14 protein-coding genes are annotated in these 15,632 nt (G+C 37.8%); 13 read left to right on the plus strand and 1 reads right to left on the minus strand.

Features of this window, described 5'->3' with window-relative positions; translation table 11 throughout:
* The first annotated feature begins 234 nt into the window (after nt 1–234).
* The 7 genes from cls to M3225_RS16860 all read left to right on the plus strand — a co-directional run bounded on the left by cls (nt 235) and on the right by M3225_RS16860 (nt 8,355).
* Nucleotides 235–1,737: a cardiolipin synthase gene (cls, locus tag M3225_RS16830; protein ID WP_251395531.1), complete on the plus strand. Its 1,503-nt coding sequence runs from the start codon at nt 235–237 to the stop codon at nt 1,735–1,737.
* Nucleotides 1,738–1,772: 35 nt separating this feature from the next.
* Complete coding sequence (locus M3225_RS16835) at nt 1,773–2,627, plus strand: DUF1206 domain-containing protein (RefSeq protein WP_251395533.1); 855 nt, start codon at nt 1,773–1,775, stop codon at nt 2,625–2,627.
* 84 nt (nt 2,628–2,711) lie between these two features.
* Complete coding sequence (locus M3225_RS16840) at nt 2,712–2,933, plus strand: spore germination protein (protein ID WP_028413997.1); 222 nt, start codon at nt 2,712–2,714, stop codon at nt 2,931–2,933.
* A gap of 217 nt (nt 2,934–3,150) precedes the next feature.
* Nucleotides 3,151–4,596 (plus strand): LysM peptidoglycan-binding domain-containing protein, encoded by a 1,446-nt coding sequence (locus M3225_RS16845; protein ID WP_251395535.1) that lies wholly within the window; start codon nt 3,151–3,153, stop codon nt 4,594–4,596.
* Between the two features lie 288 nt (nt 4,597–4,884).
* Nucleotides 4,885–6,087: a macrolide family glycosyltransferase gene (locus M3225_RS16850; protein WP_251395537.1), complete on the plus strand. Its 1,203-nt coding sequence runs from the start codon at nt 4,885–4,887 to the stop codon at nt 6,085–6,087.
* Between the two features lie 44 nt (nt 6,088–6,131).
* Complete coding sequence (gene galU / locus M3225_RS16855; RefSeq protein ID WP_251395539.1) at nt 6,132–7,040, plus strand: UTP--glucose-1-phosphate uridylyltransferase GalU; 909 nt, start codon at nt 6,132–6,134, stop codon at nt 7,038–7,040.
* Between the two features lie 103 nt (nt 7,041–7,143).
* Entirely contained in the window at nt 7,144–8,355 is a 1,212-nt protein-coding gene (locus M3225_RS16860; protein ID WP_251395541.1) for an MFS transporter, read from the plus strand.
* A gap of 47 nt (nt 8,356–8,402) precedes the next feature.
* Here M3225_RS16860 and M3225_RS16865 read toward each other — a convergent pair whose 3' ends face one another.
* A complete protein-coding gene (locus tag M3225_RS16865; protein WP_251395543.1) occupies nt 8,403–9,626 on the minus strand; it encodes an MFS transporter in 1,224 nt (407 codons plus the stop codon).
* Nucleotides 9,627–10,046: 420 nt separating this feature from the next.
* Here M3225_RS16865 and M3225_RS16870 point away from each other — a divergent pair, with 420 nt between their 5' ends.
* The 6 genes from M3225_RS16870 to M3225_RS16895 all read left to right on the plus strand — a co-directional run bounded on the left by M3225_RS16870 (nt 10,047) and on the right by M3225_RS16895 (nt 15,630).
* The gene (locus M3225_RS16870) at nt 10,047–10,418 is read left to right on the plus strand and encodes a thiol-disulfide oxidoreductase DCC family protein (RefSeq protein ID WP_251395545.1); all 372 of its coding nucleotides are present in this window, start codon (nt 10,047–10,049) and stop codon (nt 10,416–10,418) included.
* Between the two features lie 186 nt (nt 10,419–10,604).
* Complete coding sequence (locus M3225_RS16875; protein WP_251395547.1) at nt 10,605–11,528, plus strand: oxidoreductase; 924 nt, start codon at nt 10,605–10,607, stop codon at nt 11,526–11,528.
* Between the two features lie 154 nt (nt 11,529–11,682).
* A complete protein-coding gene (locus M3225_RS16880) occupies nt 11,683–12,783 on the plus strand; it encodes an amidohydrolase/deacetylase family metallohydrolase (RefSeq protein WP_251395549.1) in 1,101 nt (366 codons plus the stop codon).
* A complete protein-coding gene (locus tag M3225_RS16885) occupies nt 12,761–13,864 on the plus strand; it encodes a DgaE family pyridoxal phosphate-dependent ammonia lyase (protein ID WP_116073228.1) in 1,104 nt (367 codons plus the stop codon). Before M3225_RS16880 ends, M3225_RS16885 begins: the two co-directional genes overlap by 23 nt.
* 1 nt (nt 13,865) lies before the next feature.
* Nucleotides 13,866–14,621, plus strand: coding sequence for a 2-dehydro-3-deoxy-phosphogluconate aldolase (gene dagF / locus M3225_RS16890; RefSeq protein ID WP_251395551.1), 756 nt, complete (start codon nt 13,866–13,868; stop codon nt 14,619–14,621).
* Entirely contained in the window at nt 14,614–15,630 is a 1,017-nt protein-coding gene (locus M3225_RS16895; protein ID WP_251395553.1) for a sugar kinase, read from the plus strand. The genes dagF and M3225_RS16895 overlap by 8 nt, the downstream gene beginning before the upstream one ends.
* The last annotated feature ends 2 nt before the right edge of the window (nt 15,631–15,632 follow it).

Below are 15,632 nucleotides of genomic sequence, written 5' to 3' on the forward strand. Positions count from 1 at the left end.
GATAAAACCTCCCCTGTAAGGAGGTTTTTTGTTTTACCATCCAGGGTATAGGTATATGAATGATGCTTGTCTGAGGTAGTTCAGTTTAGTTGCTTAAGCGGCTAAACTGCTTTTTGTGCAAATATATGTACATTTTATGTTTCGTGTATGATAAGAATTTTGTGTATTCCATATACTACCTCATATGAAAGATAGACAAGTGATACAATACAGTTTGTTTTTAGGAGAGCTTTTATGAAAAAACGCCGGTTGGACTTTATTTTTTTATTTATTATTTTACTTTCAATTTATGCTTTCTTTTTTACCTCTATTGATGTTCATTGGAAGTATGCCCTAGTTGGCTTATATGGTGTCATCATTTTCATTTGTATGTATTCACTTATGCTTGAAAATCGAACGCCTGAAAGTACGTTGGTTTGGATGTATGTCCTCTTTTTCTTCCCTGTTGCAGGTTTTTTCTTTTATTTGTATTCGGGACAGCTCTATTTAAAGGGGCATATGTTCAAAAAAAAGCGTATGCATAACCGAGAGATGCTTAGAAAGATGGCAGATAAAGAAACGACTCCTGATCTATCGTCGCTTCAATCTCATCAGCGTTACTTTGCTCAGTATCTTCAATGTGTATCTTTGACGAAGATGAATGTTCATACAAAAACCTACGTCCTTAAGAACGGGCAAGAAACGTTTAATAAAATCAAAAAGCATTTGCAATCAGCAAAACATTTTATTCATATGGAATACTATATGTTTCACTCAGATTCTCTAGGAAAAGAAATCATTGATATTTTAATAAAAAAAGCAAGCGAAGGTATAGAAGTGCGCTTTACGTTCGATACAATGGGAAGTTTTACATTATCGGGTTCAGATATTAAACGAATGAAGAAAGCAAATATTAAAGTGCATCCTTTCTTACCCATTAAGTATGGATTCTTCAATCAAAAATTTAACTTTCGGAATCACCGTAAAATAGTCGTAATTGACGGGGAAGTAGGCTTTGTAGGGGGATTGAATGTAGGTGATGAGTATCTAGGAAAAAACCAAAAAATTGGTTTTTGGAGAGATACTCATCTGATGCTAAAAGGTGAATCCGTTCAAACCTTGCACTCGATATTTATGTTCGACTGGGAGTACGTTTCTGGAGAATGCTTAATTAACAATGAAGCATATACAAAACCTCACCCTGTTGAAGGAGAAGGCTTTGTGCAAGTGGTGGCGACGGGGCCAGATACGCAGGAAAATATGAGTGATTATTACTATACCATGATTACAAGTGCGACGAAATCGATCTGGATTTCAACCCCGTATTTTGTGCCAAATGAAGCCATAAGAACTGCGCTTCGTATTGCGGCTAGAAAAGGTGTACAGGTACGAATTATGGTACCGGAAATTAACGATGGCTTTCTGACTCAATATGGAACGAGGTCATATTTTGCTGAACTTCTTCGCTGTGGAATTGAAGTATATTCGTATAGAAAAGGATTTTTGCATCAAAAAATCGTGATTATAGACGGAGATATGGCCTCGGTCGGTACCGCAAATATGGATATGAGAAGTTTTCATCTTAACTTTGAAGTTAATGCATTTTTAATTGAGGGAGAGACAATTCAAACGCTCATCAAAAATTACGAAGAAGATATCGAAGACAGTCATTTGATCAAACCAGTAGCATTTTACAAGCGAAGCTTAGTAGAACGTTCGAAAGAGTCGTTTGCTCGCTTATTTTCAGGTGTTTTATAAAATAAAGTTTGCTTTCAAAAAGCAGGAGGAAACGTATGGGTGAATCTCCATTTGTTAAAAAAGATACGTTCGGTCGAAAGTTACATCGCTTAAAAGAACGCACTAAGCCATTTGTCGTGCGTTTTTCACGGTTTGGTCATGTGGCTCAAGGCGTTGTCTATTTTATCATCGGTATATTAGCGATTCAGACAGCTTTCGGATTAAAAGGCGATTTAGTTACTTCTCAAGGAGCACTGCACACAATTGCAAAGCAGCCGTTTGGATTTTTAATTTTACTTGTTTTGTCAGTAGGTTTAAGTGGATATGCATTTTGGCAAATCATTTCTGCTATTTTTGATCCTCACCACGTCGGGCATGGGATAAAAGGCGTTTTTACTCGTCTAGGCTATTTAGTTGTAGCCACGTTTTATATTAGTCTTTGTGTGAGCTCGGTAAAAATTTTGCTTCATGCTCACGTTCATACGTCAGGTAAGCATTATCAAACGGTATCTGCCAAGTTGTTATCTTACCCATTTGGGCAAACTATCATTGCGCTTACAGGTATCGGCATTATTATCTTTGGGATTGGACAAGTGTACTGGGCTCTTTCAGGCCGCTTCCTAAAAAAACTAAAGAAAAACGAAATGTCAAAAGAAGAGTGGCGATGGAGCGGGCATATTGGAAAAGTGGGCATCATTGCTCGAAGTATCGTCTTTGGGATTATTGGTTTCTTTCTTATTCGGACGGCTCTTCAAGCGGATCCAGACGAAACGAAAGGGTTAGATGGAGCCCTTGCTGAAGTAGCGCAGCGTCCTTTTGGGTCTGTACTGCTGGCTATCGTATCAATAGGGCTTATGGCATACGGGGTATATATGTTTGCAGAATCAAGGTATAAACGTATTAATCCTTAATAAAATTAAAAAGATGAAAAAGCTACTTTTTGGCCTTCTGCTCATATCATATAGCAGATAGATAATGAACAGGGGGAGAGGCAGATGCCATCGGTAGTAGGAGCCGTAAATATCTCAAATGTATTGGTTTCATCTTCAGTGGAGTTTGGTGATTGTCTGGCTATTAAGCCAAAAAGCACAGCTTTTACAACAGTCGGTTCTGGTAGCGGGAACACAGGAAATTTTATGAATATTACAAGCAGTGCCAGTACCGCTAATACAATTGATATGGATATTAATGATCAAAATGTAGTGGGGAATGCATAAGAAACGAAAGCTTATCGTCATCGGACGGTAAGCCTTTTTATTTGAGTTTTACGTATACACAGGCGTCTCTTTACCACAATGTACCTCTAGGATTCTATCTTATAGGAGTAGTAAACTAGACAGGTGATGTCAAAAAGTGGGGAGGCGAGATTATAAAATGAAGAAAATATGTATGAGCCTAATTATTCTCTGTCTTTTCAGTGGAGGATTGGCCCCGATGAGTAAAGGAGCCGCTGCTTCTTCAGTGGGCACTGTCAAAGGTGACAACGTAAACGTGTATCGTTCTCCTTCCTTACACTCTTCTGTTATGCAGACAGTGAAAAAAGGAGAAGAATTTCCTGTCATTTCATCTGAAGCTGGAGATGCAGCTCAAGTTACTACTCATACGGTAGTGCCAGGAAATACACTATGGCTACTAGCTAAGCAATACGGTGTAACAGTCAGTGATCTAATAAAACAAAATCAGCTAAAAAAGACGGAGCTGATTCCAGGGCAAACGCTGAAAATACCACCAAAAGGCTTGTTACATAAAGTAGTATCAGGAGATACGCTTTGGAAAATCTCTGTGAAGTACGGTGTAAAAACGAATGAATTAACAAAGTTAAATCAGCTGTCATCAACAAATATTGAGCCTGGACAAACGCTTGTTATTCCTGATTACTATGTACAAGTACAGCTTTTGGAAGGGAAAAAGGGCTGGATCAAGAAATCTGGTTTAGCGCAACAGAAGCATCAGCCTGTAGTTATGGGATGGAGCTTTAATGAAAAAACAGCAGGCTACACAGAATCGATGAAGCAAAAGAATTTAGACGTTGTTTCACCGCGTTGGTTTACGCTAACGTCGAGTGACAAAGTTGTTTCATCTTCCATAAATGCATCATATGTTCAAACGGCTCATAAAAACGGCAAAAAAGTCTGGCCGCTTATTGGTAACAATTTTGATGATGTGCTTACAAATGATGTGCTAAGTAACAAAGCAAAGCGGCAAAAGCTTGTATCCTCAGTAGAAAGTTCGCTAGTAAAAACAAACAGCGATGGGATCAATGTTGACTTTGAAAATATTAATATCAAAAATAAACAAGATTTTGTTTTATTTATTAAAGAGTTAAAAGCAGTGTTAAAGCCTCATGGTATGACTGTTTCAGTAGACGTAACAAGAGAAAATAATGATCCGTTTTGGTCGGGAAGCTTTGATCGGAAACAGATTGGTCAAGTGGCAGACTATGTCATTATGATGGGATATGAAGAACACTGGGGAGGAAGTCAGGTTCCAGGATCTGTTGCTTCGCTGCCTTGGGTGAAAGAAGGAACAGAACTTCTTATGAAAGATGTACCTGCACACAAAATTCTGCTCGGAGTTCCTTTTTATACGCGAGAATGGAAAACGGACCTATCGACCAAAAAAGTTGTCACAAAAGACTTAACGATGAAAGAAGCCGAAGCTGTTATCTCTTCTAAAAAGTTGACTAAAAAATGGGATAGCCAAGCCTCACAGTACTATGTAGAATACACGGAAAATGGTACGAAGCATCAAATATGGCTCGAAGACAAAGCATCTATGCAGCGCCGGGTTAAATTAATTAATGACTATCATTTAGGTGGAGCGGCAGCTTGGTATATTGGTTCAGAAACATCAGATATATGGGAGTTATACAACTTTTAAATAAAAAAACACACCTCATGCTTAATTTAGCGAGGTGTGTTTTTTATTTGAATCATAATGAAGCGCATACATCTATTTACAAACGAGATGAATTTTACAATATTTGTTTTTCTTGAGTTAATTTATAACTATATTCCAAAATGAGCCTATTTAACCTTTTTTTAGTTGAAAACGCTTAATGACTTTACGATAAAGATAATTTATAGTAAATTCAGTTTCTATACAATAAATTTACTAAATGAACAATTAAGTGATTTAATTATTAACTAAGTGAAAGGAATGGATGTTATGGGAAATGTATTAGTAATAGGCTTTCCAGGTGAAGGACATGTGAACCCTTCTTTAGGAATTGTAAAAGAATTGATTGCTCAAGGGGAAAAGGTCGTCTATTACGGCATTGAAGACTATGCTGAAAAAATTCGAAAATCAGGCGCGGAATTTCGTGAATACGAAGATTTTCGTCCAAGTCTTGATATGAGCAACCGGATGACTAAAGAAGAGTCTTATGACCGCTATGAAATAATGAATTTGTTTTTAAATGAATCTGAAAATATTATTACTAAAATTATGAGTGAAACAAAACATGAAACATATGATTATGTACTTTACGATTATCACCTTTTAGCAGGTTCCGCTGTGGCCGACCTTCTTAAGCTTCCGAAGATTTCTCTTTGTACGACATTTGCGTTAAATAAGGAGTTAGCAACTTGTATGATGCCAAGTGGTCAAACAGAACCTGAACAATCTTCCTTTTATCCTCAATTCGAAAAATCATTAAATAAGTTCAACAACCAATATAATACTGGATTAAAAGATTCCATGGACATTATGTCGAATCCAGGGGATATTACGTTAGTATTTACGTCAGAATTCTTTCAGCCAAACGTATCTGAATTTACGAGTGAATACAAGTTTATTGGTCCTTCAATTGTTAAACGACTGGATATTGAAGATCCTTCTTACTTACAAAATGAAGATGAAAAAATTATCTTTGTTTCCATGGGAACGATTTTTAATCAGCAGCTAGAAATCTATAACTTATGTGTAGAAGCATTAAAAGATTTTGAGGGTAAAGTAATTTTATCTATTGGTAAAAATACAAAACCTGAAGAATTAGCACACATTCCAGAAAATTTCGTTGTGAAGCAATACGTGCCGCAGCTAGAAATCTTAAAACGTGCGGATTTATTTATTACTCACGGCGGAATGAACAGCAGCAGTGAAGGTTTATACTACGATACGCCGCTTGTCGTTATTCCAATGGCAGTGGATCAATTTATGGTTGGCGATCGTGTGCAGGAGTTAGGAGCAGGTGTAAAATTAGATAAAAATAATGTATCTGCTGAGCTAATCAAAAATACAGTTAATGATGTTTTAACCACTGACACATATAAACAACATGCACAACAAATTGGAGCATCACTTCGCTCGGCGGGAGGATACAAGCAAGGAGTGAAAGAGATTTTTAAGATGGTGCCTGTTAAAGCGTAATATATGTAAGACAACTAGATAACTAAAAGAGAGGAGTAAATAATATGCAGCCTATAAAAAAAGCAGTTATACCAGCAGCAGGGTTAGGTACTCGTTTTTTACCAGTTACAAAATCTATTCCGAAAGAAATGCTTCCAATTGTAAATAAGCCTGTAATTCAATTTATTGTAGAAGAAGCCTTAAAATCAGGAATCGAAGATATTTTAATTGTGACAGGAAATGGAAAACAAGCGATTGAAAATCATTTTGATCATAATATTCAACTAGAACACTTGCTTCATCAAAAGGGAAAGACCGAACTATTAGAAGAAATGGAGCATATCTCTGAACTAGCGAATATTCATTACGTTCGTCAAAAAGAAATGAAGGGGCTTGGCCATGCGATTGGCTGTGCTCGACAGTTCGTTGGAAACGAACCGTTTGCGGTTTTACTTGGAGATGACTTAACAGACCCAGACCAGCCTTGTTTAAAACAGCTAATTGACCAGTATAACCAAACGGGGTCATCCGTTATCGGTGTACAGCGCGTAGAGGAAGAATCCGTTCACCGATACGGGATTATTGATCCCAAAACAAATGAAGACCGGTTATACAAAGTAAATGGCTTTGTAGAAAAACCGTCAGCTGAAGAAGCTCCGTCTAATTTGGGTATTGTTGGAAGATATGTATTTACACCTGACATTTTTGATTACCTCGAAACGCAGGAAGCTGGAAAAGGCGGGGAAATTCAGCTAACGGATGCTATTCAGCGTATGAATATAGACCGTTCTATTTACGCTTACGAATTCGAAGGTGAACGTTATGATGCAGGGGAAAAATTAGATTTTATTTTTACGACCCTTGCTTTTGCATTAAAAGATGAAGAATTAAAATCACCTCTTTTAACTAAATTCAAAGAGCTGATCAACAAGGAAGAACAAAAAGAAAAAATTGCTGTACAAATTGGAAAATAACCTTCATTTACACACCTTTCTTCTACAGTTTCTTGAAGAAAGGTGCATTTTTTTGTAGAAATTGAACGTTTGACAGCTGGATAGAAAGGATTGAAATGACTTCATGTCGAAAGCAGAAAATTCGTTTGTATCAGGCATAAAGATTGTATTTACCGACCGGGATTTTCGAACGATTTTTATTTCATTATTTATTATCGGATTGTCTGTTGGCGGCTTTATGCCTTATTTAACCGTTTGGGCAACAAATACATTGCACGCGACTTCGTTTCAAGCAGGGTTTTTATTTGTCCCAATGAGCATTATTGGTTTGATCGTCTCGTTTTATTTAGCTTCTTTATCAGACAAATGGGGGAAACGAAAGCCATTTATTATTTGGGCGTTACTGATTGGAACCATTTCAAAAGTTCCGTTAGCATTTACGCATTCTTATACAATAGCACTCATTTTACTTGCTATAGGAGGGTTTAATGCGTTTTCCTTTTTCTTTGCTCTACTGAATGATTTTATTGTTAAAAAAGAAGAAAGCAAATCGAAGGCAGGTACGATTACCGGTACCGTCCGAATGGCTTTTTCACAAGGCTATATTTTTGGACCTATGCTTGGCGCTTTAATCATTGACCACGGAGGATATGCTCTTTTGTTTTTACTATCAGGGTTGTTATCGCTAGCAACTTTAGCGTGGGTTCTTTTTGCGCTTAAAGAAGACAGTATGCCTCAAACTTCAGCTCATGCATCTTCAAAAGCGCCAGCTGGTATCCCTTCTGTATTAATAGCTGTATTCGTAGCAGCTCTTTTCATTTTTGCGGGTGATTCCGGACGTTCCATGTACTTGCCGCTATATATAACTGATACGTTAAAGCAATCCGTTTCTATTGTAGGGATTCTCTTTACCGTTACGTCTGTTTTTGAGCTAGTATTTATGCCGTTAGGGGGCTATTTTTCTGATAAGATCGGAGTTAAACGATTCTTTATTATTGGAATTGCTTGCCAAGTACTTTATTTTATTTTAACGAGCCTTCATTTACCGCTGAGTGGATTAATTGCACTTCAGGTATTTTATGCCTTTATTCTATCCGCTACAATGGGAGTGGGAATGGTGTATGCTCAGTCACTGGCCCCACGTCAAATTGGACTAGCCACGACGGCATATATGACAGCTATACAAACTTCAGCAGTTGTCAGCAGCTTAGCTATGGGGTCACTAGTTAGCGCGATTCCGTTGCCTTCTACTTTTTACATTTTAGCTGTTTTTGCGGTTGTTTCAGGTGTGATGTTTCTATTTATGAAGCAAAAGTCAGCTGAGGAAATGAACTGAAAAATTAAAAAGCCTTTTCTCTATTAAAGGAGAGAAAAGGCTTTTTTTTATGATGCTGTTTCTTGAATTTGTTCGCTGCGCTTTTTATCTAAAATTTTGCGGTAGCGGTAATTAACAAAGGCAGCAGCCACCATACCTACTACTGAAAGCATCGCATCAAAAATAAAGATAATTGAAATATGTCCCGTTTTAGACATGAGACCTGTTGCTAAAGGCAATAAAATAGCAGCTAGTCCAGCAGCGGTCGCTACAATTCCAGTAACTGTTCCTTTTTTGTTCCAGAAAAGCTCGGTCATAACAGTAATCGCTAATTGAAAGACCCCAGCCGTAGAAAAACCCATGAAAAAAGCAGCTACAACTGCAATAGTAGGTACTTTAACAAACAGAAGCGTAAGTACGGCTATAAGGGTAATCATCGGGTAAACGAGAATAACCGTTACAGGACGAAGCACTTTGCTTAATAATACAGCTAATACTAAAACAGAGATTAAAGCTCCGATACTGTAGTAGCTTAAAAGGCGAACCGAGCTGCTTTCAGCCATATCTAATACTTGTTGACCATAAGTAGGCAGCCAAATTTGAGCCACCGTAAACAGCGCTGTAGAAGTAAATCCAATCACAATAAGAGCAATTCCTTCTTGTTTCATTTTAGGAGGAGAGATGAATTTATTCTCTCCTGTATTTTGTTGTTGAACTCTACTCTGTTCGCGTTTATGATTGGGAAAAGGCAGTTTGAACATAAAGATCATATTTAGTAAATAAATAAGAGCCGGAAGGAAAAAAGCATATCCATAAAACAAATCACGATCCGCAAAGAAGGCAATCATAAACGGAAGAAGTGCCGCTCCAGCTGAAATAAATGCTTTTACAAGAACACTCGCTGAACCTGAAGATTTAGGAAAGACCTCAATCAAAGCAGGGTATGTTCCAGCATCCATAGCGGAGTTTGCAATACCAGCAATAATGGCAAAGATAAAGGCTGTTTGATAATTTGGCGATAATGGAATGCCAATTAAGAAAATAGCCATCGTCAGAGACGAAATAATAATCAAAGGCTTTCGTCCGAATTTATCAGACAAGATGCCTGATAGAGAATATGAAAGTAATTTTCCAATTCCGATAGCAGAAATAATATAGCTGATTCCCGCACCGTCGGTATTTAATTGTTTTGTCAAAAATGACATATTTGATGCAAGCATGATATTTACCATGCCAAGTAGAAAGTAGTTAATATACATACCTGAAGCGGACAGCATGTACTTATTTTTCATCGTTTACACATCCTTACGTAAATACAGCTTATATGAAATGGATAAAAGTAATCATCTGTTCCTCCTTTTTTTCTTCGTAATTTATAAACCTACTTCCATGATAAGTTTATGAAGACATTACCTTTACCTTTTATCATTGGATTCATTCAGTTCTTTTTAGTATGTGACTAAATGCGTGCATCTAGTGCTTTAAATCAATATGGAATCTATTCTAACATGTTTTTAGCGCTTTAAACCAAAAAAGTGATGTTTTATAAAAAATTCCTACCTTCTTTCACGGTTTCACTAAAGAAATTCTACAAAAAATGTGCGCTGGAAAGCAGGCTGTATAAGAATCGCCTCTTAATAGTGATTATTCCAAAGGGGAAAAGGGTATTTATAAACTAAGGAAAAGGAAACAAAGGAAGAAAGGTGGAAACAATGAAGCACAAAGTATTTTTTGATGCGGAATGTCCTTTATGTTACAACGTAAAAAAAATAATTAAAGCGCTGGACTGGACGAACCAAATCCAGTGGATTCCAGTTCAGTACATTGAACGAACGGAGTATAGTTATTTAAAAGAAGAAGGAAGAGATTTGTATGACCAAATCCATATGGTAACCAAAAAAGGTGAAGTGCTGGCAGGATTTGAAACGGTTAGACGGCTTTTAACTGTTTTGCCTTTTACATTTCCAATCGGCGTACTTCTGCATTTACCATTGATGAAAAAAGCGTTCAGTCCGCTATACAAATGGATCTCCACAAACCGATACGACTGGTTTGGACGCTACGATTCGCCGCGGACCACATAAACATATAAAAGGGACGAGCTTTGAAAAGGCTTGTTCCTTTTGTTTTGATGGAATTATAATTTATACATACCTTGATTTTTAAAAAAAGAAAACGTGAAGGTTTCAGATAAAAAACGTGAAATTTAGTATGAATGAAACGCTTGCTACATTCTAGAAAAACAGTTATAGCTGAAAGGGAGAACTTATATGACAACAAAATGGACAGCTGAACGGATGCCCGATGCAACGGGGAAAACAGCCCTTATAACGGGAGGAAACAGCGGTATTGGATTTGAAGCTGCAAAGGCTCTAGCTGCGCGCGGAGTAGAAATCATTCTTGCTGTGCGTAATGAGGCAAAAGGAAAAGAAGCTGAGCAGAGAATTAAAGCGGCTAATGGAAATGCTGAGGTGACTATTATGTCATTAGATCTCAGTGACTTGACCTCTATTGGGCATTTTGCCAATCAATTTCTTCAACAATACTCGTCTTTGAATCTTCTCATTAATAATGCAGGGGTGATGGTGCCTCCTCACAGCAAAACAAAAGACGGATTTGAACTGCAGTTTGGCTGTAATCATTTAGGGCATTTTGCACTTACGGGTTTGCTGCTTCCTCTACTAATGGCAACTCCACATTCACGTGTCGTAACGGTAAGCAGTATAGCCGCTAATTCTGGAGAAATCTATCTTGATAATCTAGATGGGGAAAAAGGCTACAGTCCAATGAAGTTCTATAGACAAAGTAAACTCGCCAACCTATTGTTTGCTAAAGAATTGCAGAACCGCTTAGAAGCAGCCGGATCAACGACAATTAGTGTCGCTGTGCATCCAGGTATTTCAAATACAAACCTATTATCACGTGGGTCAGGTAAAGAACCAAACGGCTTGTTGAAATTTTTAGTCAAGCTATTTAGTCAATCTGCAGAAATGGGCGCGCTGCCTACTCTTTATGCAGCCACTGAAGCAATAGAAGGCGGTACGTATATTGGGCCAGACGGAAAAGATGCTAAAAAAGGATATCCTGTAAAAGATAGGATGGGGGATGTTTTGTTTAAACCGGACGTAGCGGAAAAACTATGGAGCGTATCGGAAGAGTTAACAAAAGTGAAATATATATTCAAAAAAAGGTAAAAACCAGCGGCTATTGGTCGCTTTTTATCTTTTTTTAAACCAAAACATTATAACGTTATATTTACTTATTTATTTCTTTATGTTATTCTACATTTGTAAAAGCAGAAAAATAATTAATATTGTTGTAAGCGTCATCATAAGAGGAGTGAACGAAATGAAGAATCGGTTTCTATTACGGAATGTCAAATCGGTCACTGAAAAAGAGTTTGATATTGTTATAGAAAATGGAAAAATCTCTGAGATAGCAAAAGCTGGTGAAGGAAAAGCACCGCTTGTTTATGATTACTCAGGAACCTACATATCCAGCGGATGGATTGATTTACATGTTCATGCATTTCCAGATTTCGAGCCATATGGAGATGAGATAGACGAGATAGGAGTGAAACAAGGAGTAACAACACTTGTAGATGCAGGTAGCTGCGGTGCTGATCAAATAGCAGATTTAATTCAAAGCCAATATGCAGCAAAAACTAATTTGTTAGCGTTTTTAAACATTTCACATATTGGTCTAAAACGCACAGATGAGCTTTCAAATATGGAATGGCTAAAAGCGGAAAAAATTTTGGAAGCCATGAAAGCATATAGAAGCATTATTGTAGGTTTAAAAGCCCGTATAAGTAAAAGTGTAGTAGGTAAAAGCGGTATTGAGCCTTTATATTTTGCTCGAAAAATGTCTAGTGAAATTTCACTTCCATTAATGGTTCATATCGGATCTGGCCCTCCTGCTATTGAGGAAGTTGTTTCGATTCTAGAAAAAGGAGACATTATTACTCACTATTTGAATGGAAAAGCTAATAATCTATTTGATGATGAAGGAAAGCCGCTTCTACCCCTAATAGAGGCCATCCAACGAGGTGTTCATTTGGATGTAGGGCATGGAAATGCAAGCTTTTCGTTTCAAGTAGCAGATGCTGCAAAAAAATATAATGTTAAATTCGATACAATCAGCACAGATATTTATCGGAAGAACCGACTAAATGGGCCTGTATATAGCTTAGCTCATGTATTATCTAAATTTCTTTATTTAGGATACAGCCTTGAAGAAGTAGTAAATGGTGTTACTGTTAATGCGGCAAAGTGGCTTAACAGACCCGAGTTAGGAAGGATACAAGTTGGAGACCGTGCTAATTTAACTCTTTTTACTATAGAAGACGAGCCTGTTCTGTTTATTGATTCCGAAGGAGAGCAGAGAGAAGGTAAGCAAATAATTAAAGCAAAAGGAGTAGTTGTAAATGGAACGTTCATTGAATGCTAAATATGGCTTGAAACGAGTAATTAACGCGAGCGGCCGAATGAGTATCCTGGGTGTATCAGCACCAACTGATACAGTAATGGATGCAATGAAGCAAGGAGGACAAAATTACGTTGAGATTGCTGATTTAGTTGATAAAGCAGGCGATTATATTGCTGAGATTCTAGGAGCAGAAGCAGGTGTGGTCGTTAACTCAGCTTCAAGTGGAATTGCTCTCTCTGTAGCTGCTCTTGTTACACAAGGAAACCGCCGCAAGAGCGAGCGTCTTCATCAAGAAGAAATTCCCAAAAAAGAAATTATTATGCTGAAAGGTCATAACGTACAATACGGGGCACCAGTTGAAACAATGGTTTATTTAGGTGGCGGAAAGCTTATTGAAGTTGGCTACGCTAATGAAGGCAGAGCAACTCATATTGAAGAAGCAATTTCCGAAAACACAGCCGCCATTCTTTATGTGAAATCTCATCATACAGTTCAAAAAAATATGATCTCTGTGGAAGAAGCGTGGGAAATTGCACAGAAAAACAATATTCCGTTAATTGTGGATGCTGCCGCAGAAGAAAACCTTCAAAAGTATGTAAAATACTCAGATCTTGCAATTTACAGTGGCTCAAAAGCAATTGAAGGACCAACTTCTGGAATTGTTGGAGGTAAACGCAAATATATCGAATGGCTGAAAGTTCAATTACATTGTATTGGAAGAAGTATGAAAGTAGGAAAAGAAACAACATTTGGGTTACTTCAAGCACTTGATGAGTATCGAGAAAAGAAAGATAAAAGTGCAAAAGAAAAAGAAAGTTTACAAGCGCTAATGTCGTTAAAAGACATGGAAGGCGTTAATGTAGCAATTGTGCAAGATGAGGCAGGCCGGACGATATTCCGCGCTAGAATTCAAATCTTTCCAGAACAGGCTAATATAACTGCAGAAGAAGTTGTAAAAGAGTTGAGTGAAGGTGAAATTGCTATTTATACACGTGATTACGGGATAAGACAAGGATATTTTGACATCGACCCAAGACCTTTAAAAGGCGATGATATACATGTAATTGAGTCTAGAATACGCGAAATTGTAGGAGGAAAGTGACATGTCAAACATTACAAAACGTTTTTATAAAGAGCGTGCAACATTAAACGTATTAGCAAACAGTATCGAAAATGCCAAAGAAGTATTTGAGGCTGCAGAAGGGCATGTATTAGTAGGCGTGTTATCCAAGGATTATTCTACTGTCGAAGAAGCAGTAAAAGCAATGAAAGAATACGGAAAGGAAATTGATGAAGCAGTATCAATCGGTTTAGGCGCTGGAGACAATCGTCAGGCAGCTGTAGTAGCAGAAATTGCAAAGAACTATGCTGGCAGTCATATTAATCAAGTATTTCCCGCTGTTGGAGCAACACGTGCTAATCTAGGTGAAAAGGATAGCTGGATTAATAGTTTAGTATCCCCCACCGGAAAAGTCGGCTACGTAAATATTTCGACTGGCCCAGTTAGTGCAGCACATAGTGAACAAGCTATTGTACCGGTAAAAACAGCTATTGCACTAGTGCGTGACATGGGAGGCAACGCGCTCAAGTATTTTCCTATGAAAGGGTTGAACCATGAAGAGGAATTCCGAGCTGTAGCACACGCTTGCGGCGAAGAAGGATTCGCTCTAGAGCCAACTGGCGGAATTGATAAAGAAAACTTTGAAACAATTTTGCGTATTGCTTTGGAAGCGGACGTTCCAAAGATTATTCCGCATGTCTATTCGTCAATCATTGACCAAGAAACAGGAAAGACAAAAGTAGATGATGTACGTGAGTTACTTGAAAAGATGAAAAAGTTAGTTGATCAGCATGGCTAAGAGTTTTGCAGCATTTGGAGAGGTAATGATGCGTTTACAAGTACCAGGATATGAATTGCTTTCTCAGGCTCATACATTAAGCTATTCGTTTTCTGGTACAGGGGTAAATGTAGCGGCGGGATTAGCTAACTTCGGGTATACGGGATATTTGATTTCTGCTCTACCCGATAATGCTGTGGGAGATGCCGCTGTATCTTATCTTAAAAAGTTAGGTATTTCACAGTCATTTATTAAACGCAGCGGAAAACATGTCGGTATATATTTTTTAGAAAATGGATTTGGGTCCCGGTCTAGCCGAGTTACATATACCAACCGTTTAGAAAGCAGCTTCAACAGAGCTCCTGAAGATATATATGATTTTGAGAATATTGCAGAGAAAGTAGATGTGGTGCATTTTTGTGGAATCTCCCTGGCAATGAATGATTCCGTCCGGTCCCATATGAAATCATTTGCCAAAGCGGTAAAAGAACGCGGTGGTACGGTCGTATTTGACTGTAACTACCGTCCGTCTCTATGGGGGGATGGAGGGTATGAAAACGCAAAACCTCATTATGAAGATATGCTGTACCTTGCAGATATCGTAATGATGAATGAACAAGATGCTATGCACATTCTTAAGATGAAAACAGAAGAAACAAGCAGAAGAGAGCAGCTGATGAAACTAATTCCAAAAGTAGCAAAGAAATACGGTCTTTCTGTCGTAGCCGGCACGCACCGAGCTATTAATCAGGACAATAAGCACTCTTTATGCGGTTTTATATATAAAAATCATACATTTACATTTTCTGATACGATTACTTTTTCTGTCTATGATAGAATAGGCGCAGGAGATGCCTATACAAGCGGCATTTTATATGGTGAACTGGAGAGCTTTTCAGCAGAAAAAACCGTTGCATTCGCTGTAACAGCGGGAATGCTTGCTCATACAATCGTAGGCGATACTCCTATGTCATCCCAATATGATATACAAAAAGCGATGACAGAATCAGTAGGCGATGTAGAAAGGTAGAG

The sequence above is a fragment of the Priestia aryabhattai genome (assembly GCF_023715685.1).
GTDB classification, from domain to species: Bacteria; Bacillota; Bacilli; order Bacillales; family Bacillaceae_H; genus Priestia; species Priestia aryabhattai_B.